Source organism: Klebsiella michiganensis (assembly GCA_000963575.1).
GTDB lineage: Bacteria > Pseudomonadota > Gammaproteobacteria > Enterobacterales > Enterobacteriaceae > Cedecea > Cedecea michiganensis_A.
The window spans coordinates 3,952,305-3,973,530 of sequence record CP011077.1; the positions used below are offsets into that span (position 1 = coordinate 3,952,305).

Below are 21,226 nucleotides of genomic sequence, written 5' to 3' on the forward strand. Positions count from 1 at the left end.
TGAAAATCTCTCTAAAAACACCTTCGGTGTTGTAAGGTTAAGCCTCACGGATCATTAGTACTGGTTAGCTCAACGTATCGCTACGCTTACACACCCAGCCTATCAACGTCGTAGTCTTCAACGTTCCTTCAGGACTCTCAAGGAGTCAGGGAGAACTCATCTCGGGGCAAGTTTCGCGCTTAGATGCTTTCAGCGCTTATCTTTTCCGCATTTAGCTACCGGGCAATGCCATTGGCATGACAACCCGAACACCAGTGATGCGTCCACTCCGGTCCTCTCGTACTAGGAGCAGCCCCCCTCAATTCTCCAGCGCCCACGGCAGATAGGGACCGAACTGTCTCACGACGTTCTAAACCCAGCTCGCGTACCACTTTAAATGGCGAACAGCCATACCCTTGGGACCTACTTCAGCCCCAGGATGTGATGAGCCGACATCGAGGTGCCAAACACCGCCGTCGATATGAACTCTTGGGCGGTATCAGCCTGTTATCCCCGGAGTACCTTTTATCCGTTGAGCGATGGCCCTTCCATTCAGAACCACCGGATCACTAAGACCTGCTTTCGCACCTGCTCGAGCCGTCACTCTCGCAGTCAAGCTAGCTTATGCCTTTGCACTAACCTCACGATGTCCGACCGTGATTAGCTAACCTTCGTGCTCCTCCGTTACGCTTTAGGAGGAGACCGCCCCAGTCAAACTACCCACCAGACACTGTCCGCAACCCGGATCACGGGTCTACGTTAGAACATCAAACATTAAAGGGTGGTATTTCAAGGTTGGCTCCACGCAGACTGGCGTCCACGCTTCAAAGCCTCCCACCTATCCTACACATCAAGGCTCAATGTTCAGTGTCAAGCTATAGTAAAGGTTCACGGGGTCTTTCCGTCTTGCCGCGGGTACACTGCATCTTCACAGCGATTTCAATTTCACTGAGTCTCGGGTGGAGACAGCCTGGCCATCATTACGCCATTCGTGCAGGTCGGAACTTACCCGACAAGGAATTTCGCTACCTTAGGACCGTTATAGTTACGGCCGCCGTTTACCGGGGCTTCGATCAAGAGCTTCTCCTTACGGATAACCCCATCAATTAACCTTCCGGCACCGGGCAGGCGTCACACCGTATACGTCCACTTTCGTGTTTGCACAGTGCTGTGTTTTTAATAAACAGTTGCAGCCAGCTGGTATCTTCGACTGCCTTCAGCTCCACCCGCGAGGGGTTTCACTTACCGACAGCGTGCCTTCTCCCGAAGTTACGGCACCATTTTGCCTAGTTCCTTCACCCGAGTTCTCTCAAGCGCCTTGGTATTCTCTACCTGACCACCTGTGTCGGTTTGGGGTACGATTTAATGTTACCTGATGCTTAGAGGCTTTTCCTGGAAGCAGGGCATTTGTTACTTCAGCACCGTAGTGCCTCGTCATCACACCTCAGCGTTAACAGAAGTCCGGATTTACCTAAACTTCCCGCCTACATGCTTAAACCGGGACAACCGTCGCCCGGCTAACATAGCCTTCTCCGTCCCCCCTTCGCAGTAACACCAAGTACAGGAATATTAACCTGTTTCCCATCGACTACGCCTTTCGGCCTCGCCTTAGGGGTCGACTCACCCTGCCCCGATTAACGTTGGACAGGAACCCTTGGTCTTCCGGCGAGCGGGCTTTTCACCCGCTTTATCGTTACTTATGTCAGCATTCGCACTTCTGATACCTCCAGCAAACCTCACAGTTCACCTTCAACGGCTTACAGAACGCTCCCCTACCCAACAACACATAGTGTCGCTGCCGCAGCTTCGGTGCATGGTTTAGCCCCGTTACATCTTCCGCGCAGGCCGACTCGACCAGTGAGCTATTACGCTTTCTTTAAATGATGGCTGCTTCTAAGCCAACATCCTGGCTGTCTGTGCCTTCCCACATCGTTTCCCACTTAACCATGACTTTGGGACCTTAGCTGGCGGTCTGGGTTGTTTCCCTCTTCACGACGGACGTTAGCACCCGCCGTGTGTCTCCCGTGATAACATTCTTCGGTATTCGTAGTTTGCATCGGGTTGGTAAGCCGGGATGGCCCCCTAGCCGAAACAGTGCTCTACCCCCGAAGATGAGTTCACGAGGCGCTACCTAAATAGCTTTCGGGGAGAACCAGCTATCTCCCGGTTTGATTGGCCTTTCACCCCCAGCCACAAGTCATCCGCTAATTTTTCAACATTAGTCGGTTCGGTCCTCCAGTTAGTGTTACCCAACCTTCAACCTGCCCATGGCTAGATCACCGGGTTTCGGGTCTATACCCTGCAACTTAACGCCCAGTTAAGACTCGGTTTCCCTGCGGCTCCCCTATACGGTTAACCTTGCTACAGAATATAAGTCGCTGACCCATTATACAAAAGGTACGCAGTCACCCCATAAAGAGGCTCCCACTGCTTGTACGTACACGGTTTCAGGTTCTTTTTCACTCCCCTCGCCGGGGTTCTTTTCGCCTTTCCCTCACGGTACTGGTTCACTATCGGTCAGTCAGGAGTATTTAGCCTTGGAGGATGGTCCCCCCATATTCAGACAGGATACCACGTGTCCCGCCCTACTCTTCGAACTCACAGTATGTGCATTTTAGTGTACGGGAGTATCACCCTGTACCCTGCGACTTTCCAGACGCTTCCACTAACACACAAACTGATTCAGGTTCTGGGCTGCTCCCCGTTCGCTCGCCGCTACTGGGGGAATCTCGGTTGATTTCTTTTCCTCGGGGTACTTAGATGTTTCAGTTCCCCCGGTTCGCTTCATTACGCTATGTATTCACGCAATGATAGTGTGACGAATCACACTGGGTTTCCCCATTCGGAAATCGCCGGCTATAACGGTTCATATCACCTTACCGACGCTTATCGCAGATTAGCACGTCCTTCATCGCCTCTGACTGCCAGGGCATCCACCGTGTACGCTTAGTCGCTTAACCTCACAACCCGAAGATGTTTCGCTTCAGATTATGAAAATTTGAGAGACTCGAACATGTCTTAACCTCATTCTTTATTACGGAAGAATGAGACGACATGTCGTTTCAATTTTCAGCTTGTTCCGGATTGTTAAAGAGCAAATACTTCGCAGTACACCGTCACCGGTACACTCTGAAGTAAGTTTTGTGCGCGAAATGATGGTGGAGCTAAGCGGGATCGAACCGCTGACCTCCTGCGTGCAAGGCAGGCGCTCTCCCAGCTGAGCTATAGCCCCATCGATTTCGTAAAACCTTTGATTACCGTTAATTTTCATCTGGTCAAGGCGCAACTTAGCGACACATACTTAAGTATGCGAATCTGAGGTGCAACGCAGAACAGGGGAAAATTTGGTAGGCCTGAGTGGACTTGAACCACCGACCTCACCCTTATCAGGGGTGCGCTCTAACCACCTGAGCTACAAGCCTATAAGGTTTTACTGCTCGTTTTCTATCAGACAATCTGTGTGAGCACTACGCGGGTTGTATCTATTAGGTAAGGAGGTGATCCAACCGCAGGTTCCCCTACGGTTACCTTGTTACGACTTCACCCCAGTCATGAATCACAAAGTGGTAAGCGCCCTCCCGAAGGTTAAGCTACCTACTTCTTTTGCAACCCACTCCCATGGTGTGACGGGCGGTGTGTACAAGGCCCGGGAACGTATTCACCGTAGCATTCTGATCTACGATTACTAGCGATTCCGACTTCATGGAGTCGAGTTGCAGACTCCAATCCGGACTACGACGCACTTTATGAGGTCCGCTTGCTCTCGCGAGGTCGCTTCTCTTTGTATGCGCCATTGTAGCACGTGTGTAGCCCTACTCGTAAGGGCCATGATGACTTGACGTCATCCCCACCTTCCTCCAGTTTATCACTGGCAGTCTCCTTTGAGTTCCCGGCCGAACCGCTGGCAACAAAGGATAAGGGTTGCGCTCGTTGCGGGACTTAACCCAACATTTCACAACACGAGCTGACGACAGCCATGCAGCACCTGTCTCAGAGTTCCCGAAGGCACCAATCCATCTCTGGAAAGTTCTCTGGATGTCAAGAGTAGGTAAGGTTCTTCGCGTTGCATCGAATTAAACCACATGCTCCACCGCTTGTGCGGGCCCCCGTCAATTCATTTGAGTTTTAACCTTGCGGCCGTACTCCCCAGGCGGTCGACTTAACGCGTTAGCTCCGGAAGCCACGCCTCAAGGGCACAACCTCCAAGTCGACATCGTTTACGGCGTGGACTACCAGGGTATCTAATCCTGTTTGCTCCCCACGCTTTCGCACCTGAGCGTCAGTCTTTGTCCAGGGGGCCGCCTTCGCCACCGGTATTCCTCCAGATCTCTACGCATTTCACCGCTACACCTGGAATTCTACCCCCCTCTACAAGACTCAAGCTTGCCAGTTTCGAATGCAGTTCCCAGGTTGAGCCCGGGGATTTCACATCCGACTTAACAAACCGCCTGCGTGCGCTTTACGCCCAGTAATTCCGATTAACGCTTGCACCCTCCGTATTACCGCGGCTGCTGGCACGGAGTTAGCCGGTGCTTCTTCTGCGAGTAACGTCAATCACTAAGGTTATTAACCTTAATGCCTTCCTCCTCGCTGAAAGTACTTTACAACCCGAAGGCCTTCTTCATACACGCGGCATGGCTGCATCAGGCTTGCGCCCATTGTGCAATATTCCCCACTGCTGCCTCCCGTAGGAGTCTGGACCGTGTCTCAGTTCCAGTGTGGCTGGTCATCCTCTCAGACCAGCTAGGGATCGTCGCCTAGGTGAGCCATTACCCCACCTACTAGCTAATCCCATCTGGGTTCATCTGATGGCAAGAGGCCCGAAGGTCCCCCTCTTTGGTCTTGCGACGTTATGCGGTATTAGCTACCGTTTCCAGTAGTTATCCCCCTCCATCAGGCAGATCCCCAGACATTACTCACCCGTCCGCCGCTCGTCACCCAGGAGCAAGCTCCCCGTGCTACCGCTCGACTTGCATGTGTTAGGCCTGCCGCCAGCGTTCAATCTGAGCCATGATCAAACTCTTCAATTTAAAAGTGTTTGATGCTCAAAGAATTAAAACTGTTTATAAAATCAGTAGTCACTCTTCAAGACTTGATATTTGTTTGCATCCGAAGATGCTGAGATATCAATCCTGCGAGTGCCCACACAGATTGTCTGATAAATTGTTAAAGAGCAGTGAGTTAGGCGCTTTCGCTTGCTAACTCGAGGTGGCGTATATTACGCTTTCCTCTTTCAGAGTCAAGCGTTTATTTTCGCTTTCGTCTGACTGACTACCGGGTTGTTAAGCCGCTTTCGAAGCCGCTTCGCCGTGTCAGTGGAGGCGCATTATAGGGAGTTCTCAGAGCCTGACAACCCCTAATTTGAAAAAACTTTCTGACCGCTCACTTTCCAGGCTAAAAGTATAAAACCCGGTCAGCGATGGTTGTTTTACAAACAAAAACGAGCCCATATGGGCTCGTTTTTTACGTTGAGTGACTTACTGCACTGCCACAATGCGATCGTCTTTGACTTCCAGCTTGATTGTTTTTCCAGGAATCAGCTCACCGGAAAGGATTTGCTGAGCCAATGGGTTCTCAATTTGCTGCTGAATAGCTCGTTTCAACGGACGTGCACCGTAAACCGGGTCGTAACCGTTCTCGCTGATGAGCTTCAACGCATCATCCGAGATACTTACGCCATAGCCACGCTCTTCCAGCCGTTTGTACAGACGCTGCAGCTGAATCTGAGCAATAGAAGCAATGTGGCGCTCACCGAGAGGATGGAAGACAACAACCTCATCGATACGGTTAATGAATTCCGGCCGGAAACTTTGGCTAACCACGCCCAGCACCAGATCCTTCATGTGACCGTAATCCAGCTCCCCGAAACGCTCCTGAATTAAGTCTGAACCGAGGTTCGACGTCATAATGACAACCGTATTACGGAAATCAACGGTGCGGCCCTGCCCGTCGGTCAAACGGCCATCGTCCAGAACCTGCAGCAGGATGTTAAACACATCCGGATGCGCTTTCTCTACTTCGTCCAGCAGAATTACTGAGTAAGGACGACGACGAACGGCTTCCGTCAGATAACCGCCTTCCTCATAACCGACATAGCCTGGAGGCGCCCCCACCAGCCGGGATACGGAGTGTTTCTCCATAAACTCGGACATATCAATGCGCACCATCGCATCATCACTGTCGAACATAAAGTTCGCCAGGGCTTTGCACAGCTCGGTCTTACCGACCCCGGTTGGCCCCAGGAACAGGAACGAACCGATGGGGCGATTAGGATCGGACAACCCGGCACGGCTACGACGAATAGCGTTAGAAACGGCTTCGACGGCTTCATCCTGGCCAATGACGCGCTGATGCAGTTCTTTTTCCATGCGCAGAAGTTTGTCACGCTCCCCTTCAAGCATTCTGGCGACAGGGATCCCGGTCCAGCGGGCCAGGACTTCGGCGATTTCTGCATCCGTCACCTTATTACGCAGCAGACGCATGGTTTTCCCTTCACTCTGGGTTGCCGCGGCCAGCTGTTTTTCCAGCTCTGGGATTTTACCGTACTGCAATTCAGACATGCGCCCAAGGTCACCCACGCGGCGAGCTTGCTCGATTGCAATTTTCGCCTGCTCAAGCTCAGCCTTAATGGTCTGTGTACCGGACAGTGACGCTTTTTCCGCCTTCCATTCTTCTTCCAGCCCGGAATATTGACGCTCTTTATCTTCCAGCTCTTCATTCAGCATGCTGAGACGCTTCTGACTAGCCTCATCAGATTCTTTCTTCAACGCCTGCTGTTCCAGCTTGAGCTGAATAATGCGGCGGTCAAGGCGGTCGAGCTCTTCCGGCTTGGAGTCTATCTGCATCCGAATGCTGGATGCGGCCTCATCAATGAGGTCAATCGCTTTATCCGGCAACTGACGATCGGCAATATAGCGGTGGGACAGCGTGGCTGCCGCCACAATCGCCGGGTCGGTAATTTGCACATGGTGATGCAGCTCATAGCGTTCTTTCAGCCCACGCAAAATAGCAATGGTGTCTTCTACAGAAGGCTCAGCCACAAACACTTTCTGGAAACGACGCTCAAGCGCGGCGTCTTTCTCTATATATTGACGGTATTCGTCGAGCGTGGTCGCGCCTACGCAGTGCAGTTCACCGCGGGCCAGGGCCGGCTTAAGCATGTTCCCGGCATCCATTGCGCCGTCGGCTTTACCAGCTCCCACCATGGTATGCAGCTCATCAATAAACAGAATGACGTTGCCTTCCTGCTTAGCGAGATCGTTCAGCACACCTTTGAGACGCTCTTCAAATTCACCCCGGTATTTTGCACCGGCCACCAGCGCGCCCATATCCAACGCAAGCACACGACGGCCTTTCAAACCTTCCGGTACTTCGCCATTTATGATGCGCTGCGCAAGCCCTTCCACGATGGCCGTTTTACCGACGCCCGGCTCACCAATCAGTACAGGGTTATTTTTGGTACGGCGCTGCAATACCTGGATAGTGCGGCGAATTTCTTCATCACGGCCAATCACCGGATCAAGCTTGCCTTGTTCAGCTCGCTCCGTTAAATCAACGGTGTATTTCTTCAATGCCTGACGTTGGTCTTCGGCACCTTGATCGTTCACGCTCTCCCCTCCACGCATTTGCTCAATCGCGGCGGTTACGTTCGCTGGCGTTGCGCCCGCTGCTTTCAGCAGGTCGGTCAGAGTGCCGCGTGAGTCAAGCACCGCCAGAACAAACAGCTCTGACGAAATAAAATTGTCGTTTCTTTTTTGTGCAAGTTTGTCGCACAGATTAAGCACACGCACCAGATCCTGAGAAGGCTGGACGTCACCGCCGGTGCCTTCTACCTGTGGCAGGCGGCTTAACGCCTGCTCGATGTCGGTACGTAGTTTGCCCGCATTGACTCCCGCAGAAGTCAGTAACGGACGCACAGATCCTCCTTCCTGATTGAGCAGAGCGCTCATCAGATGAAGAGGTTCAATGAATTGATTGTCGTGCCCAAGAGCAAGAGATTGGGCATCGGCGAGAGCAAGCTGGAATTTATTGGTAAGACGATCCAGACGCATAACTCCTCCCATAAACAGGTCAAATTTGCTACTGGAGATTAAATGAGGTCATCCCTCAATTATTCAAGGTTAATGACCTGAAATATATGAAGCGCGAGCTACCCGCACTGGATCGTCTTGATTCGATAGGTTATATCAGCCAGATGAAACTTGCCATACGACCCGTTGTTCTGTCGCGGCGGTAAGAGAAGAAATCGCCGCTCTCGGTCCAGGTACAGCGATCGCCGCCGTACACCTGCGTAACGCCCACGTTCGCCAGCCGCTGCCTTGCAAGCTGATAGATATCAGCATAGTACTTTTCACCGGCAGCACGGAAAGCTAGTGCCGCTTTCTCGTCTTTTGCCACAAACGCGTCACGAACTTCCGGCCCCACTTCGAACGCCTGAGGGCCAATCGCTGGCCCCAGCCAGGCGCGAATATTTTGCGGGCTATCCTGGAAGCAGGCTACCGTCTCTTCAAGTACACCTTCACACAAACCTCGCCAGCCAGCGTGCGCTGCCGCAACTTCAGTTCCGGCCTCATTACAAAACAGCACCGGCAGGCAATCCGCCGTCATCACCGCACAAACCGTCCCCGGCGTATTGCTATATGAAGCATCTGCCCGCTTTGAGGCATAAGGCTCACCCGTTAGCTTCAGCACCGTTTTACCGTGAACCTGTTCAAGCCAGACCGGCTTCGAAGGCAAACCGGCGGCGGCGTAAAATAGCCGACGGTTCTCTTCGACATGCGCCAGATCATCGCCGCAGTGGGCCCCCAGGTTCATCGAGTCATACGGCGAGAGGCTAACGCCACCAACGCGAGTTGAGCTACAGGAAGCCACGCCTTCAGGAAGCGGCCATTGCGGGACGATCGTTTTGGTCATAGCCAGTCCAGTTGATCTTTATGGGTTTCAGTATCAGCGCGCAGGGCTTCAATCAGTTCAACCATATCCTGTGGGATCGGCGCGCTCCACTCCATCAGAATACCGCTGATCGGATGGTACAGGCGCAGCATGGTCGCGTGTAGCGCCTGACGATCAAACTTGCGCAGTACGCTGACGAACTCTTCCGATGCGCCTTTCGGCGGACGAGGACGGCCACCGTACAGCTGATCGCCCACCAGCGGATGGCTGATGTGCGCCATATGAACACGGATCTGGTGAGTACGACCGGTTTCCAGACGCAGACGCAGACGGGTATGGACGCGGAAATGCTCCATAATACGATAGTGAGTGACCGCCGGTTTCCCCATTGGGTGGACGGACATGTGGGTACGTTTGGTTGGGTGTCGGCTAATGGGCTCTTCTACCGTACCGCCACCGGTCATGTGACCAATAGCAACGGCTTCATACTCGCGGGTGATTTCACGCAGTTGAAGGGCTTCAACCAGGCGAGTCTGCGCGGGAACAGTTTTTGCCACAACCATCAGGCCAGTGGTATCTTTATCCAGACGGTGAACGATACCCGCACGCGGCACATCCGCAATTGGCGGATAGTAGTGCAGCAGCGCATTCAGCACCGTGCCATCCGGGTTGCCGGCGCCTGGGTGGACCACCAGATCACGCGGCTTATTGATTACCAGAATATCTTCATCTTCATAGACGATATTCAGCGGGATATCCTGAGCTTCCCAGCGGACTTCTTCCTCAATTTCAGCATTGATGGTTACGCTCTCGCCCCCCAACACTTTCTCTTTCGGCTTGTCCCAGACAACGCCGTTGACCGTAACTCGCTGGTCAAGAATCCATTCTTTTATGCGCGAACGCGAATAATCCGGGAACAATTCGGCCAATGCCTGATCTAAGCGTTGACCCAGTTGTGAATCGGACACCGTTTCGGTGAGTTGTACTAGTTGTGCCATAGACAGCTTCTTTCGTTAACGTTGGGTTTTACGGCAATGCCGTTTAATATAATGTGCTATTGTAGCTGGTCTTTATCGGGAGCCGGAACATGAACTCTCCCGGAAATAACATTACTTAGGAAAGTCAAACGTCATGACGCGCATGAAATATCTGGTGGCAGCGGCCACGTTGAGCCTGGCTTTGGCTGGTTGCTCCAGTTCCAAGGATGAGGTTCCTGATAATCCGCCTTCTGAGATCTACGCGACTGCCCAGCAAAAGCTGCAGGACGGTAACTTTAAAGCGGCGATAACGCAACTGGAAGCGCTGGATAACCGCTATCCGTTCGGCCCGTACTCTCAGCAAGTGCAGCTCGATCTGATCTACGCCTACTACAAAAATGCGGACTTACCGCTGGCTCAGGCGGCGATCGATCGCTTTATGCGCCTCAATCCTACTCATCCAAACATCGACTACGTGCTTTACATGCGTGGCCTGACGGACATGGCGTTAGATGACAGCGCGCTGCAGGGCTTCTTCGGCGTTGACCGCTCCGACCGTGATCCACAACACGCTCGCGATGCCTTCAACGATTTCTCGAAGCTGGTACGCGGCTACCCGAACAGCCAGTACGTTACCGATGCGACTAAACGTCTCGTGTTCCTGAAAGATCGCCTGGCGAAGTATGAGCTTTCCGTGGCGCAATATTACACGAAACGCGGCGCGTGGGTTGCAGTAGTTAATCGTGTGGAAGGTATGCTGCGTGATTACCCGGACACACAGGCAACCCGTGATGGCCTGAAACTGATGGAAAATGCCTACCGAGAGCTGCAGATGCCTGGTCAGGCAGAGAAAGTCGCGAAGATTATTGCCGCCAACAGCAGCAACACTTAATCGACAGTATCGCAAGAAAAACGGCAGCCTTGGCTGCCGTTTTTTTATCTGCCGACGCAAAAACTGAAACGGTTTAGCGTCAGGTCATCCCATCAAATATGGACGCGATTTCCGATAACCACAAGTCCTAAAAACACATATCCTGTCCTGCCTCACAAAAAGGTCTCCTTGACAAAAAGTGACAAAATAACGTGATCAACATCACACATTTTGACATTAGGAACGGTATGCTGGAGTTACCAAGACGGCAAAGACAAGAGGTAACTTTATGACAATGAACATTACCAGCAAGCAAATGGAAATCACCCCAGCTATTCGCCAGCATGTCGCCGACCGTCTCAGCAAACTGGACAAGTGGCAAACTCATCTCATTAATCCACACATTATCTTGTCCAAAGAGCCTCAAGGTTTTGTGGCTGATGCCACGATTAACACACCAAATGGGCACCTCGTAGCCAGTGCCAGACATGAAGATATGTATACGGCTATCAACGAATTGATCAACAAACTGGAGCGGCAGTTAAATAAAGTGCAACACAAAGGTGAAGCACGTCGCGCAGCAGGTTCAGTGAAAGACGTGTCCTTCGCAGAAGCAGAAGCTGACGAAGAGTAATACATTACTCTCCTTCCACTCACCGCAACGCGCCTCCGGGCGCGTTTTTTATTGACAGAACGAAAACAGAGCAGGTACTTTACCTCTCAGATTACTCAGGAAACCTGACATGAAACTTTTCCCGTTCTTCTTCGCATTCTTTTTTACCTTCCCCTGACTGGGAGGCAATTCGTCGTGTGATAAAGAATGCGAAGACGAACAAACAAGCCTCCCAACCGGGAGGCTTTTTTTATGGACACCGAAAAGGTAGCGTTATGACCGAAATGAATCCGTTGCTGGCCCTGCGCGATAAAATCAGCGCGCTGGATGAAAAGCTGTTAGCCCTGCTGGCAGAGCGCCGTCTGCTGGCGGTTGAAGTTGGCAAAGCAAAACTCGCTTCTCACCGCCCGGTACGCGATATCGATCGTGAAAGAGATTTACTGGAGCGCCTGATTACCCTCGGTAAAGGCCACCATCTCGATGCCCATTACATTACTCGCCTTTTCCAGCTCATCATCGAAGACTCCGTTCTGACCCAGCAAACCCTGCTGCAACAGCACCTGAACAAAACGAACCCGCATTCGGCTCGCATTGCTTTCCTCGGCCCTAAAGGGTCTTATTCTCACCTTGCTGCGCGCCAGTATGCCGCTCGTCACTTTGAGCAGTTCATCGAAAGCGGCTGTGCCAAATTCCACGACATCTTCAACCAGGTGGAAACCGGCCAGGCCGATTACGCCGTGGTGCCTATTGAGAACACAAGTTCAGGGGCCATTAACGACGTCTACGATCTTCTGCAGCACACCAGCCTGTCGATCGTGGCCGAAATGACCGTGCCGATTGACCACTGCGTTCTGGTTTCCGGCTCTACCGATCTGGAGCAAATCCAAACGGTTTATAGCCATCCTCAACCTTTCCAGCAGTGCAGCCAGTTCATCAATCGCTACCCGCACTGGAAAATTGAATACACGGAAAGCACCTCTGCGGCGATGGAAAAAGTCGCCCAGGCTAACTCGCCTCACGTCGCCGCGCTGGGCAGCGAGGCCGGTGGCGCTCTTTACGGCCTGCAGGTACTGGAACGCAACCTTGCAAACCAGACCCAGAACATCACCCGCTTCATCGTGCTGGCGCGTAAGGCCGTTGAAGTGTCCGATCAGGTCCCCGCGAAAACCACATTGCTGATGGCCACTGGCCAGCAGGCCGGTGCCCTGGTAGAAGCGCTGCTGGTATTACGCAATCACAATCTGATCATGACCAAGCTGGAATCACGCCCGATCAACGGCAACCCGTGGGAAGAGATGTTCTATCTGGATATTCAGGCAAACCTGAAAGATGACAGTATGCGTAAGGCGCTGCACGAGCTGGGCGAAATTACCCGCTCCCTGAAAGTCCTCGGCAGCTACCCGAGCGAAAACGTAGTGCCGGTCGACCCGGCCTGATAACAATACCAGCCCGGCTTCGGCCGGGCGGCTTAAATCAGACTTCCCGAAACTTCAGCTTTTCCATTCCGGCTACCCCAACGCGGAGGGTGAAAAGCGCTCCGGAGAGCGGTCGCCGGGCCACCTCTTCTTCATCCATGTTTTCTCTGGTTGTGGTAATGAACAGCGTTTGCATATCATCGCCGCCAAAACAGACCATCGTCGGGCAACGTACAGGCAAACGATGCTCTTCAACAATCTCACCCTGCGGCGAAATACGCGCTATGCGGTAGCCATCAAACAGCGCCGTCCAGTAATACCCTTCGCAGTCCATCGCCGCGCCATCCGGCATCCCCTCACCTTCGGCAAACCGCCTGAATACTTCGCGTCGGCCTGGCTCTCCTTGTGCGTCCAGCGGCGTCCGGTAAATCACGGCATTTGGCGTGTCTGAGGTATACATCCATTTGCCATCCGCGCTAAAAGCCAGCCCGTTAGCACCTTGGATATCATGCTGAATCACATGGGGCGTCAGATCGTTATCCACCCGGCAAAGTAGCGCGCCGTTGTAATCTCCCGGCCCCCAGAACGTGCCGGCATAAAAACGCCCCAGTCTGTCGGTGCCGCCATCGTTGAAACGGGCCAAATCTGGGTTGCTTGGGTTATCACAGACTTTGCCGACGATAAGCCCGGTATTATTGGTTAGCCAGATACCGCTGCGCATCGCCACGATAAACCCGCCGGACTCACGCAGAGCAAAGCAGCCCACCTCTTCAGAAAACTGAATAACGTCATGTTTGCCGGTGGCAAGATGGTAGCGGTGGATTTCGTTCTCAAGAATGTCCGTCCAATAGAGGCTGCCTTCTTCTGCGCTCCACGTAGGGCATTCGGGTAAGTGACCGGTATAGTCGAACAGCAGCTGCGGCTCAGCCATTTCAGGTATCCTTTTGGCAAACAAAAAAGCCAGCGGGCAAACTCCCACTGGCTTTTGATTATAAGACCTTTTGGCCCTTACTGGCGGTTATCATTTGCCTGCCGTAACAGGACGCGGCTCTCATTCTGGAAACGCTGTGCGTAATCCCCGAACCAGTGCTCCACTTTTCGGAAGCTGTCGATAAACGCCTGTTTGTCACCGTGTTCCAGCAGGCCAATCGCCTCGCCGAAGCGCTTGTAGTAGCGCTTGATCAGCGCCAGATTGCTTTCCGATGACATAATAATGTCGGCATAAAGCTGCGGATCCTGGGCAAACAGCCGGCCCACCATCGCCAGCTCGAGGCGGTAAATCGGCGATGACAGCGCCAGTAACTGCTCAAGCTGCACGTTTTCTTCCGCCAGATGCAAGCCATATGCAAATGTCGCAAAGTGGCGCAACGCCTGAATAAACGCCATGTTCTGGTCATGCTCAACGGCGCTGGAGCGGTGCAAACGCGCGCCCCAGACCTGAATTTGTTCCAGCAGCCATTGATAGGCTTCAGGCTGACGGCCGTCGCAGTAGACCACGACCTGTTTTGCCAGGCTCCCGCTGTCCGGACCAAACATCGGGTGCAGGCCAAGTACCGGGCCGGAGTGTACGGCAAGCATCGCCTGCAGCGGGCCATTCTTCACCGAAGCCAGATCCACCAGGATGCAGTCCGCCGGCAGCGGAGGCAACTTAGCGATAACCTGCTCGGTAATATGAATCGGCACGCTAACGATCACCATGCCCGCATCGGCCAGCAGCTCCGGCGCTTTGTCCCAGTCCTCTTTTTCAAGAATGCGAACCTGGTAGCCGGAGAGCGTCAGCATTTTTTCAAACAGGCGCCCCATCTGGCCGCCACCGCCCACAATCACAACAGGACGTAGTGAAGGATGCAGGGTTTTAAAGCCCTTGTCGTTCTCGCTGGAGTACGACTCGCGCATCACCCGGCGCAGCACGTCTTCAATTAAATCCGGTGGAACCCCTAAGGCTTCGGCCTCTTTACGACGAGACGCCAGCATGGAGGTTTCTCGCTCCGGTACATAAATCGGCAAACCGAAGCGGCTTTTTACTTCACCCACTTCCGCTACCAGTTCCAGCCGCTTAGCCAGCAAATCCAGTAGCGCTTTATCCACTTCATCGATTTGATCGCGCAGCGCGGTCAATTCAGCCACCATAGTAAACCTCTTATGCCTGACGAGCCGCCAGCACACCGCTCAGATCTTTGTGGATCTCACGCAGCAGGCTGTCCGTAGTTTCCCAGTCGATGCATGCATCGGTCACGGACACACCATATTTCATTTCGCTGCGCGGCTGCTCTGATGATTGATTACCTTCATGGATATTACTTTCAATCATCAGGCCAATAATAGAGCGGTTACCATCTTTAATCTGAGCTATGGCGGATTCGGCCACACCCGGCTGGCGACGGAAGTCTTTATTTGAGTTGCCGTGGCTGCAATCGATCATCAAGGACGGACGCAGGCCTGCTTTCTGCATTTCAGCTTCACACTGGGCAACATCCGCCGGGCTGTAGTTAGGGGCTTTGCCGCCGCGCAGAATCACATGCCCATCCGGGTTACCCTGAGTCTGCAGCAGGCAAACCTGACCGGCCTGGTTAATGCCCACGAAACGGTGCGGCATTGCGGCAGCGCGCATGGCATTAATCGCCGTCCCCAGGCTGCCATCGGTACCATTTTTAAAACCAACCGGCATAGAAAGACCAGAAGCCATTTCACGGTGCGTCTGGGATTCAGTAGTACGGGCACCAATTGCAGACCAGCTAAACAGGTCGCCCAGGTATTGCGGGCTATTGGGATCCAGCGCCTCGGTTGCCAGCGGCAGCCCCAGGCTAACCAGCTCAACCAGCAGGCGACGCGCGATTTTCAGCCCTGCTTCCACATCAAACGAGCCATCCATATGCGGGTCGTTGATAAGCCCTTTCCAACCTACGGTCGTACGAGGCTTTTCAAAATAGACGCGCATCACGAGGTACAGACTATCGCTAACTTGTTCAGACAGAGCTTTAAAACGACGAGCGTATTCAATCGCAGCTTCCGGATCGTGGATCGAGCAAGGTCCACACACAACCAGCAGGCGCGGATCGCGGCCAGCAATAATGTTGGAGATCGTTTGGCGGGACTGCTCAATTTGCGCTTCCTGAGCCGCAGTAAGTGGGAATTCCGCTTTCAGCTGATCCGGAGTGATGAGTATTTGTTCGTCTGAGATATGAACGTTGTTAAGCGCGTCTTTTTGCATGATGTCTGTCCTGTGTTTAGCTCGTTTGCGATAGTCGTTTCCTCGTAGAGGAGGGCTTACTGTAACCGCCAACAGTAAAGATTGCAATCCAATATACGTAAATTAATCGTTACACCAGCAATTAATCATCGCATTCTATCGCTAAATTCGTAAAGTTAACATTACACATGGCATAAAAATGCGTATTTTTCGAGCAAGCATGCATTACTCAACAAAAGCGCGCGTAAAAATTCATTCCTCCTTCTATGCTGATATTATCCCTTATGAGAGCGTTTTTCGTGGGGGAAACCGATAACGATTTACGCCCTCATTCCAGGGCTATTCTCGTTATTATTTTGGATAATCAGGAATATCATCACACCTGGGAATGAATGACGGAAATATGTGGGAGTGATATGCTCAAAGGCAACATCATAAATAATAAAGGCTGGTTTCATAGGCCGGGATGCTTTTGGGCTGGTGGCGCGTGAAAACCACGTCTCTATTGCGCAGGCTGACGTTATTTTTAACGCTTATCGTCTTCCTGCTAACGATATTTAAAGTGCAGGCCGCCCAGCCGGCGAGTCCGGGGCTGTCAGCCAAGATCCGCACTACTGTGGCAGGGATTGTCAGCTACACACGCTGGCCCCGCCTCCAGGGGCTACCTAAGCTATGTATCTTTTCAACCGCAGCCTATGCCGCCACGCTAAGCGAAAAAAATAGCGATATCTCGTATCAACCCCTGCTCGTTCAGTCGGCAGAGGGAGCATTGCGAGCACAGTGCGACGGGATCTATTTTGGTAACGAGTCACCACAACAGCAGCTGCAATTAATAGAACGTTATCAAGCCCGGCCTTTATTGTTAATTGCCGAGCAGAACCCACAATGCATAATTGGCAGTGCTTTCTGCCTGAATATTCATAATGACGCAGTTTCTTTTTCGGTAAACCTTGACGCACTCGCCCGCAGCGGCGTCAGGGTTAGCCCGGATGTATTACTGCTGGCCCGGCCAGGAAATAACAGTCATGAATAAGGATTTGACTACGCCGTCACGTCCAACGTTTAAAGGAACGTTACGTAGAATCAGCATAATCAGCGTGGTCATTGCCATGCTGGTTGTCTGGCTGCTGCTTTCCGTCGCCTCGATGCTGACGCTCAAGCAGTATGCGCAAAAAAATCTCGAATTACTGGCGGTGACCGTGAGTCACAGCCTCGAGGCTGCCGTTGTTTTCCGTGACGGCACCGCGGCCAATGAAACTCTGGCCGTACTGGGCAAACAAGGGCAATTTACCGCCGCAAAGGTGGTAGATGCTAATGGTCAGGAACTAACGCACTGGCAGGCCGATAAACCGGCTCAGCATGACATGGTGGGAGGCCTGGTCACCCGATGGCTATATCCTCATCCTATCAGGCAGCCCATCTGGCATAACGGTAAAATCATCGGTGAAATGCGCCTGATAGGCACGGATGCCACCGTGACCTTGTTTGTCTGGCTCTCACTGGGTGTGCTGACGGCTTGTATTTTACTTGCCTCCGTTATCGCATTAGGCATTTCACGCCATTTACATCGCGATATTGATGCCGCGCTGCAGAATATTACCGACGTTGTCCACGATGTCCGCAGCAACCGTAACTTTTCTCGTCGCGTATCACCGGAAAAAGTTGAGGAGTTCCATCTCTTTGCCCTGGACTTCAACAGCCTGCTGGATGAGATGGAAGAATGGCAAAAGCAGCTCCAACTGAAAAATGCTTCCCTGCAGAAAACGGCCCTCCAGGATCCACTCACTGGTCTGGCAAACCGCGCGGCCTTCCGAAGTGCGCTGGATAAACTGATTGAAGATAGCGCCACACTCCACGACAGTGCGCTGTTGTTCATGGACGGCGACAACTTCAAGTTTGTGAACGATACCTGGGGTCATGCAGCCGGGGACGCTGTGCTTATCGAAGTCGCAAAACGGTTGCTGATGTTTGCCAATACGCGCCACCTCGCCTTCCGCCTCGGCGGTGACGAATTTGCCATGCTGCTTCATTCGGTGAATAGCGAAGAGCAGGCCTCGTCCGTGCTGAAGCAGTTGAAAGAGATGGTCGAGCAGCCGATTCTTTTACCCGGCGAGCACTGGGTCACCATGACCCTGAGCATCGGCGTTGCGCTCGCGAAAGATATCACCTCAGCGGAAAGTCTGATGGAAACCGCTGACCGCAATATGTACATAGAAAAACACAGGCAACGTGAGTTGCTAATAAAACCGCCCCAAAGGGATACATTATGAAAGCGTCGCGCTTATTTGCACCAGCAATCCTCTTCTCGTTTCTTTTAACCGGCTGTCAGGCACCGCCATCTACGTTCTCCCCTGAACAAGTTGCCGCGATGCGAGCTTACGGTTTCTCTGAATCAAACGACGGCTGGTCACTTGGGCTATCTGACAAGATCTTGTTCGGTAAGAATCAGTACAAACTGCAGCCGGAAAGCTATCAAACTATCCAAAGCATGGCCGCCAGACTCTCGGCAACCGGCCTGAAGCACGCCCGTATGGATGGTCACACCGATAACTATGGCGAAGACGCCTACAATGAACAGCTCTCCCTCAAGCGAGCTAACATCGTGGCAGATGCCTGGGCCGAAGGTGCTCACATCCCTCGCAGCAACCTCACCACTCAGGGCCTGGGTAAGAAATACCCGGTCGCCAGCAACAGTACTGGCGAAGGGCGAGCGGAAAACCGTCGCGTCGCGGTCGTGATTACCGCCCCATAATCAAAGCAGATTGACTGCATAAAAAGGGCTGCCAGATGGCAGCCCTCTCAGTCCGGTGACAAACGGCCGAAAAGCGTGTTTTTCGACTGTTTGGGATAAACCATCAAACACAACCCACACCTTTATTTAGCCACAGTGATGGCCTTTACTGGCGCAATATACTTTCTTTTCCCCATAAAAAAGGGCTGCCAGATGGCAGCCCTTTTATTTGGATGTCGCCTGAGCGAATCTTAGTTAAGACGCTCTTTGATACGAGCAGACTTACCGGTACGCTCACGCAGGTAGTACAGTTTAGCTTTACGAACGGCACCACGACGTTTAACAGTAATGCTGTCGATTACTGGGGAGTGAGTCTGGAATACACGCTCAACACCTTCGCCGTTGGAAATTTTACGAACAGTGAATGCAGAGTGCAGACCGCGGTTACGGATAGCGATAACCACGCCCTCAAATGCCTGCAGACGTTTTTTAGAACCTTCAACGACCCATACTTTCACTTCCACGGAGTCGCCCGGACGGAAGGAAGGTACATCCTGTTTCATCTGTTCTTGTTCAAGTTGCTTAATAATATTGCTCATAATTTAATCTCTTATCCTGGGTAAACTGATATTTCCCCTTCATATTTGAAGCTGCATCTGCGCTGGCTGCTCTCATTCACTCGAATCACCTACTGAAGTAAGCTCATCGGGATTCACTCGCTTGCCATCTTGCTGCAACTCCAACTATTTTGGGGTTTAGGGGGCTTACGCCTGCCCATCATGTTTATGTTGCTGTTGCGTATGTTCTTTTTTGAACTCCGCCAGCAACCTTGCTTGCTCTTCAGTCAGAGCCAGGTTTTCCAAAAGTTCAGGTCTTCTAAGCCAGGTCCGGCCCAGCGACTGTTTCAGGCGCCAACGGCGAATCTCCGCATGGTTTCCCGACAATAACACTGCCGGCACTTCCATGCCATCCAACACTTCAGGACGGGTGTAGTGAGGACAATCCAGCAACCCTTCAGCAAACGAATCTTCGGTTGCCGATGCTTCATGCCCCAGCACGCCCGGAATAAACCGGGAGACTGAGTCAATCAGCGTCATCGCTGGTAACTCACCGCCGCTAAGTACGTAATCGCCGATTGACCATTCTTCGTCAATTTCGGTTTGGATCACGCGCTCATCGATCCCTTCGTAACGACCACAAACCAGAATTAACTTCTCGTTTGCTGCCAGTTCACTGACGCCCGCTTGATCAAGCTTGCGCCCCTGAGGTGAAAGATAGATAACCTTAGCACCTTCCCCTGCCGCCGCTTTCGCTGCGTGGATGGCTTCCCGTAAAGGGTTCACCATCATCAGCATTCCCGGTCCGCCGCCGTAAGGACGATCGTCCACGGTACGGTGCCGGTCATAGGTGAAGTCCCGTGGACTCCAGCTTTGAATGCTCAGCAGGCCATTTTTTACTGCCCGGCCAGTTACCCCGTAATCGGTAATTGCGCGGAACATTTCAGGAAACAGGCTAACAATACCAATAAACACGAGCCAATCCCCATTATGCTAGCGACTACCGTATGATTTCGGAGTTTTAAAAACCAGGATCCCAATCTACTTCAATGGTTTGAGTAGCGAGATCGACTTTCTTGATAACCTGCCCATCGAGGAACGGAACCAGCCGCTCCTTGATACCAAATGCATCCTTCAGGTTTGCCTTGATGACGAGAACGTCATTCGAGCCGGTTTCCATCATGTCGATGACTTTACCGAGCTGGTACCCCTGAGTGGTTACTACCTGGCAGCCCATAAGGTCTTTCCAGTAATAGTCACCCGCTTCAAGAGCCGGCAGTTGCGTTGAATCCACGACAATTTCGCAATTGGTCAGAAGATTCGCGGCATCCCGATCGTCAACGCCTTGCAGCTTGATGATCAGATCCTGATTGTGGTGCTTCCAGCTTTCCAGCTGTATTTGCTGCCACTGACCGCCGCGCTGGATAAACCAGGGCTGGTAGTCAAAAATGCTTTCGGCGTCTTCGGTGGAGGAAAACACTCTGAGCCAACCACGAATACCGTAGGAGGAGCCCATCTTGCCCAACACAATTGGGTTAACAGGAACCTGTGCGGCGAGTTGCTTGCTCATCATGACCACCGTGACAGATTAAGCTGCTTTCTTAGCTTCTTTGATCAGCGCAGCAACGCGATCAGAAACGGTTGCGCCCTGGCCAACCCAATGAGCTACACGATCCAGATCCAGGCGAACGCCTTCTTCTTTCTCGTTAGCGATAGGGTTGAAGAAACCAACGCGCTCAATGAAGCGACCGTTACGTGCATTACGGCTATCAGTAACGACAACCTGGTAGAACGGACGCTTTTTAGCGCCGTGACGTGCTAAACGAATAGTTACCATAACATCCTCTTTAGTGAATAAAACGCCGGGCCCCATCGAGGGATGGAGCCCGGTGTCATATTAAAAGCCCGAAAATTTTACTCGTTTCTAGCTAAAAAGCAATCAGCAGTTAATAAACTCTGCCTTTTGTGACCGTCGGTGTCGCAGTCAGTTTAGCGTCGGCG

16 protein-coding genes, 2 tRNA genes and 2 rRNA genes are annotated in these 21,226 nt (G+C 52.5%); 6 read left to right on the forward strand and 14 right to left on the reverse strand.

Annotated features, from left to right (window positions below; all coding sequences use genetic code 11):
- Positions 1 to 15 precede the first annotated feature (15 nt).
- The 7 genes from VW41_18270 to rluD all read right to left on the reverse strand — a co-directional run bounded on the left by VW41_18270 (position 16) and on the right by rluD (position 9,869).
- A 23S ribosomal RNA gene (locus VW41_18270) occupies positions 16 to 2,948 on the reverse strand.
- 187 nt (positions 2,949 to 3,135) lie between these two features.
- A tRNA-Ala gene (locus tag VW41_18275) sits at positions 3,136 to 3,211 on the reverse strand.
- A 113-nt stretch (positions 3,212 to 3,324) separates the two neighbouring features.
- Positions 3,325 to 3,401 (reverse strand) — tRNA-Ile (locus tag VW41_18280).
- Between the two features lie 59 nt (positions 3,402 to 3,460).
- Positions 3,461 to 5,011, reverse strand: a 16S ribosomal RNA gene (locus tag VW41_18285).
- Together the 16S and 23S rRNA genes with 2 tRNA genes alongside form the textbook arrangement of a ribosomal RNA operon.
- 445 nt (positions 5,012 to 5,456) lie before the next feature.
- A complete protein-coding gene (locus tag VW41_18290; GenBank protein ID AJZ90819.1) occupies positions 5,457 to 8,030 on the reverse strand; it encodes a protein disaggregation chaperone in 2,574 nt (857 codons plus the stop codon).
- A 130-nt stretch (positions 8,031 to 8,160) separates the two neighbouring features.
- Positions 8,161 to 8,892: a hypothetical protein gene (locus VW41_18295; protein AJZ90820.1), complete on the reverse strand. Its 732-nt coding sequence runs from the start codon at positions 8,890 to 8,892 to the stop codon at positions 8,161 to 8,163.
- The gene (rluD, locus tag VW41_18300; protein ID AJZ90821.1) at positions 8,889 to 9,869 is read right to left on the reverse strand and encodes a 23S rRNA pseudouridylate synthase; all 981 of its coding nucleotides are present in this window, start codon (positions 9,867 to 9,869) and stop codon (positions 8,889 to 8,891) included. Before rluD ends, VW41_18295 begins: the two co-directional genes overlap by 4 nt.
- Positions 9,870 to 10,002: 133 nt before the next feature.
- On the opposite strand from rluD, the gene VW41_18305 reads away from it, so the two are divergent.
- The 3 genes from VW41_18305 to pheA all read left to right on the forward strand — a co-directional run bounded on the left by VW41_18305 (position 10,003) and on the right by pheA (position 12,768).
- Complete coding sequence (locus VW41_18305) at positions 10,003 to 10,740, forward strand: membrane biogenesis protein (protein AJZ90822.1); 738 nt, start codon at positions 10,003 to 10,005, stop codon at positions 10,738 to 10,740.
- Between the two features lie 268 nt (positions 10,741 to 11,008).
- Positions 11,009 to 11,353 (forward strand): translation inhibitor protein RaiA, encoded by a 345-nt coding sequence (locus tag VW41_18310; protein AJZ90823.1) that lies wholly within the window; start codon positions 11,009 to 11,011, stop codon positions 11,351 to 11,353.
- Between the two features lie 254 nt (positions 11,354 to 11,607).
- Positions 11,608 to 12,768: a chorismate mutase gene (gene pheA / locus VW41_18315; GenBank protein ID AJZ90824.1), complete on the forward strand. Its 1,161-nt coding sequence runs from the start codon at positions 11,608 to 11,610 to the stop codon at positions 12,766 to 12,768.
- 37 nt (positions 12,769 to 12,805) lie between these two features.
- Here pheA and VW41_18320 read toward each other — a convergent pair whose 3' ends face one another.
- The 3 genes from VW41_18320 to VW41_18330 form a co-directional block, all read right to left on the reverse strand.
- Positions 12,806 to 13,678, reverse strand: coding sequence for a gluconolactonase (locus VW41_18320; protein ID AJZ90825.1), 873 nt, complete (start codon positions 13,676 to 13,678; stop codon positions 12,806 to 12,808).
- Positions 13,679 to 13,755: 77 nt separating this feature from the next.
- Entirely contained in the window at positions 13,756 to 14,877 is a 1,122-nt protein-coding gene (tyrA, locus tag VW41_18325) for a chorismate mutase (GenBank protein AJZ90826.1), read from the reverse strand.
- A gap of 10 nt (positions 14,878 to 14,887) precedes the next feature.
- A complete protein-coding gene (locus VW41_18330) occupies positions 14,888 to 15,958 on the reverse strand; it encodes a phospho-2-dehydro-3-deoxyheptonate aldolase (protein ID AJZ90827.1) in 1,071 nt (356 codons plus the stop codon).
- A 514-nt stretch (positions 15,959 to 16,472) separates the two neighbouring features.
- Here VW41_18330 and VW41_18335 point away from each other — a divergent pair.
- Genes VW41_18335 through VW41_18345 form a run of 3 tightly spaced genes read left to right on the forward strand, consistent with a single transcriptional unit; the run spans position 16,473 to position 18,689 of the window.
- Complete coding sequence (locus VW41_18335) at positions 16,473 to 16,970, forward strand: hypothetical protein (protein AJZ92019.1); 498 nt, start codon at positions 16,473 to 16,475, stop codon at positions 16,968 to 16,970.
- Positions 16,963 to 18,207: a diguanylate cyclase gene (locus tag VW41_18340; protein ID AJZ90828.1), complete on the forward strand. Its 1,245-nt coding sequence runs from the start codon at positions 16,963 to 16,965 to the stop codon at positions 18,205 to 18,207. The genes VW41_18335 and VW41_18340 overlap by 8 nt, the downstream gene beginning before the upstream one ends.
- Positions 18,204 to 18,689, forward strand: a complete 486-nt coding sequence (locus VW41_18345) for a membrane protein (GenBank protein AJZ90829.1) — start codon at positions 18,204 to 18,206, stop codon at positions 18,687 to 18,689. Before VW41_18340 ends, VW41_18345 begins: the two co-directional genes overlap by 4 nt.
- Positions 18,690 to 18,919: 230 nt before the next feature.
- Here VW41_18345 and VW41_18350 read toward each other — a convergent pair whose 3' ends face one another.
- The 4 genes from VW41_18350 to VW41_18365 all read right to left on the reverse strand — a co-directional run bounded on the left by VW41_18350 (position 18,920) and on the right by VW41_18365 (position 21,062).
- On the reverse strand, positions 18,920 to 19,267 hold the full coding sequence (locus VW41_18350; GenBank protein AJZ90830.1) for a 50S ribosomal protein L19: 348 nt from the start codon (positions 19,265 to 19,267) through the stop codon (positions 18,920 to 18,922).
- Between the two features lie 165 nt (positions 19,268 to 19,432).
- Positions 19,433 to 20,200 (reverse strand): tRNA (guanine-N1)-methyltransferase, encoded by a 768-nt coding sequence (trmD, locus tag VW41_18355; GenBank protein ID AJZ90831.1) that lies wholly within the window; start codon positions 20,198 to 20,200, stop codon positions 19,433 to 19,435.
- Between the two features lie 46 nt (positions 20,201 to 20,246).
- Positions 20,247 to 20,795 carry a 16S rRNA-processing protein RimM gene (gene rimM / locus VW41_18360; GenBank protein AJZ90832.1) on the reverse strand — a complete coding sequence of 183 codons (549 nt, stop codon included), beginning with the start codon at positions 20,793 to 20,795 and terminating at the stop codon, positions 20,247 to 20,249.
- Between the two features lie 18 nt (positions 20,796 to 20,813).
- Positions 20,814 to 21,062 (reverse strand): 30S ribosomal protein S16, encoded by a 249-nt coding sequence (locus VW41_18365; protein ID AJZ90833.1) that lies wholly within the window; start codon positions 21,060 to 21,062, stop codon positions 20,814 to 20,816.
- Positions 21,063 to 21,226 lie beyond the last annotated feature (164 nt).

Coding starts and splice junctions, on each gene's coding strand:
- VW41_18290 (AJZ90819.1), bottom strand. CDS start 8,030: ATGCGTCTGGATCGTCTTACCAATAAATTCCAGCTTGCTCTCGCCGAT.
- VW41_18320 (AJZ90825.1), bottom strand. CDS start 13,678: ATGGCTGAGCCGCAGCTGCTGTTCGACTATACCGGTCACTTACCCGAA.
- VW41_18305 (AJZ90822.1), top strand. CDS start 10,003: ATGACGCGCATGAAATATCTGGTGGCAGCGGCCACGTTGAGCCTGGCT.
- rimM (AJZ90832.1), bottom strand. CDS start 20,795: ATGAGCAAGCAACTCGCCGCACAGGTTCCTGTTAACCCAATTGTGTTG.
- VW41_18330 (AJZ90827.1), bottom strand. CDS start 15,958: ATGCAAAAAGACGCGCTTAACAACGTTCATATCTCAGACGAACAAATA.
- VW41_18350 (AJZ90830.1), bottom strand. CDS start 19,267: ATGAGCAATATTATTAAGCAACTTGAACAAGAACAGATGAAACAGGAT.
- VW41_18340 (AJZ90828.1), top strand. CDS start 16,963: ATGAATAAGGATTTGACTACGCCGTCACGTCCAACGTTTAAAGGAACG.
- VW41_18365 (AJZ90833.1), bottom strand. CDS start 21,062: ATGGTAACTATTCGTTTAGCACGTCACGGCGCTAAAAAGCGTCCGTTC.
- VW41_18310 (AJZ90823.1), top strand. CDS start 11,009: ATGACAATGAACATTACCAGCAAGCAAATGGAAATCACCCCAGCTATT.
- rluD (AJZ90821.1), bottom strand. CDS start 9,869: ATGGCACAACTAGTACAACTCACCGAAACGGTGTCCGATTCACAACTG.
- pheA (AJZ90824.1), top strand. CDS start 11,608: ATGACCGAAATGAATCCGTTGCTGGCCCTGCGCGATAAAATCAGCGCG.
- VW41_18345 (AJZ90829.1), top strand. CDS start 18,204: ATGAAAGCGTCGCGCTTATTTGCACCAGCAATCCTCTTCTCGTTTCTT.
- tyrA (AJZ90826.1), bottom strand. CDS start 14,877: ATGGTGGCTGAATTGACCGCGCTGCGCGATCAAATCGATGAAGTGGAT.
- VW41_18295 (AJZ90820.1), bottom strand. CDS start 8,892: ATGACCAAAACGATCGTCCCGCAATGGCCGCTTCCTGAAGGCGTGGCT.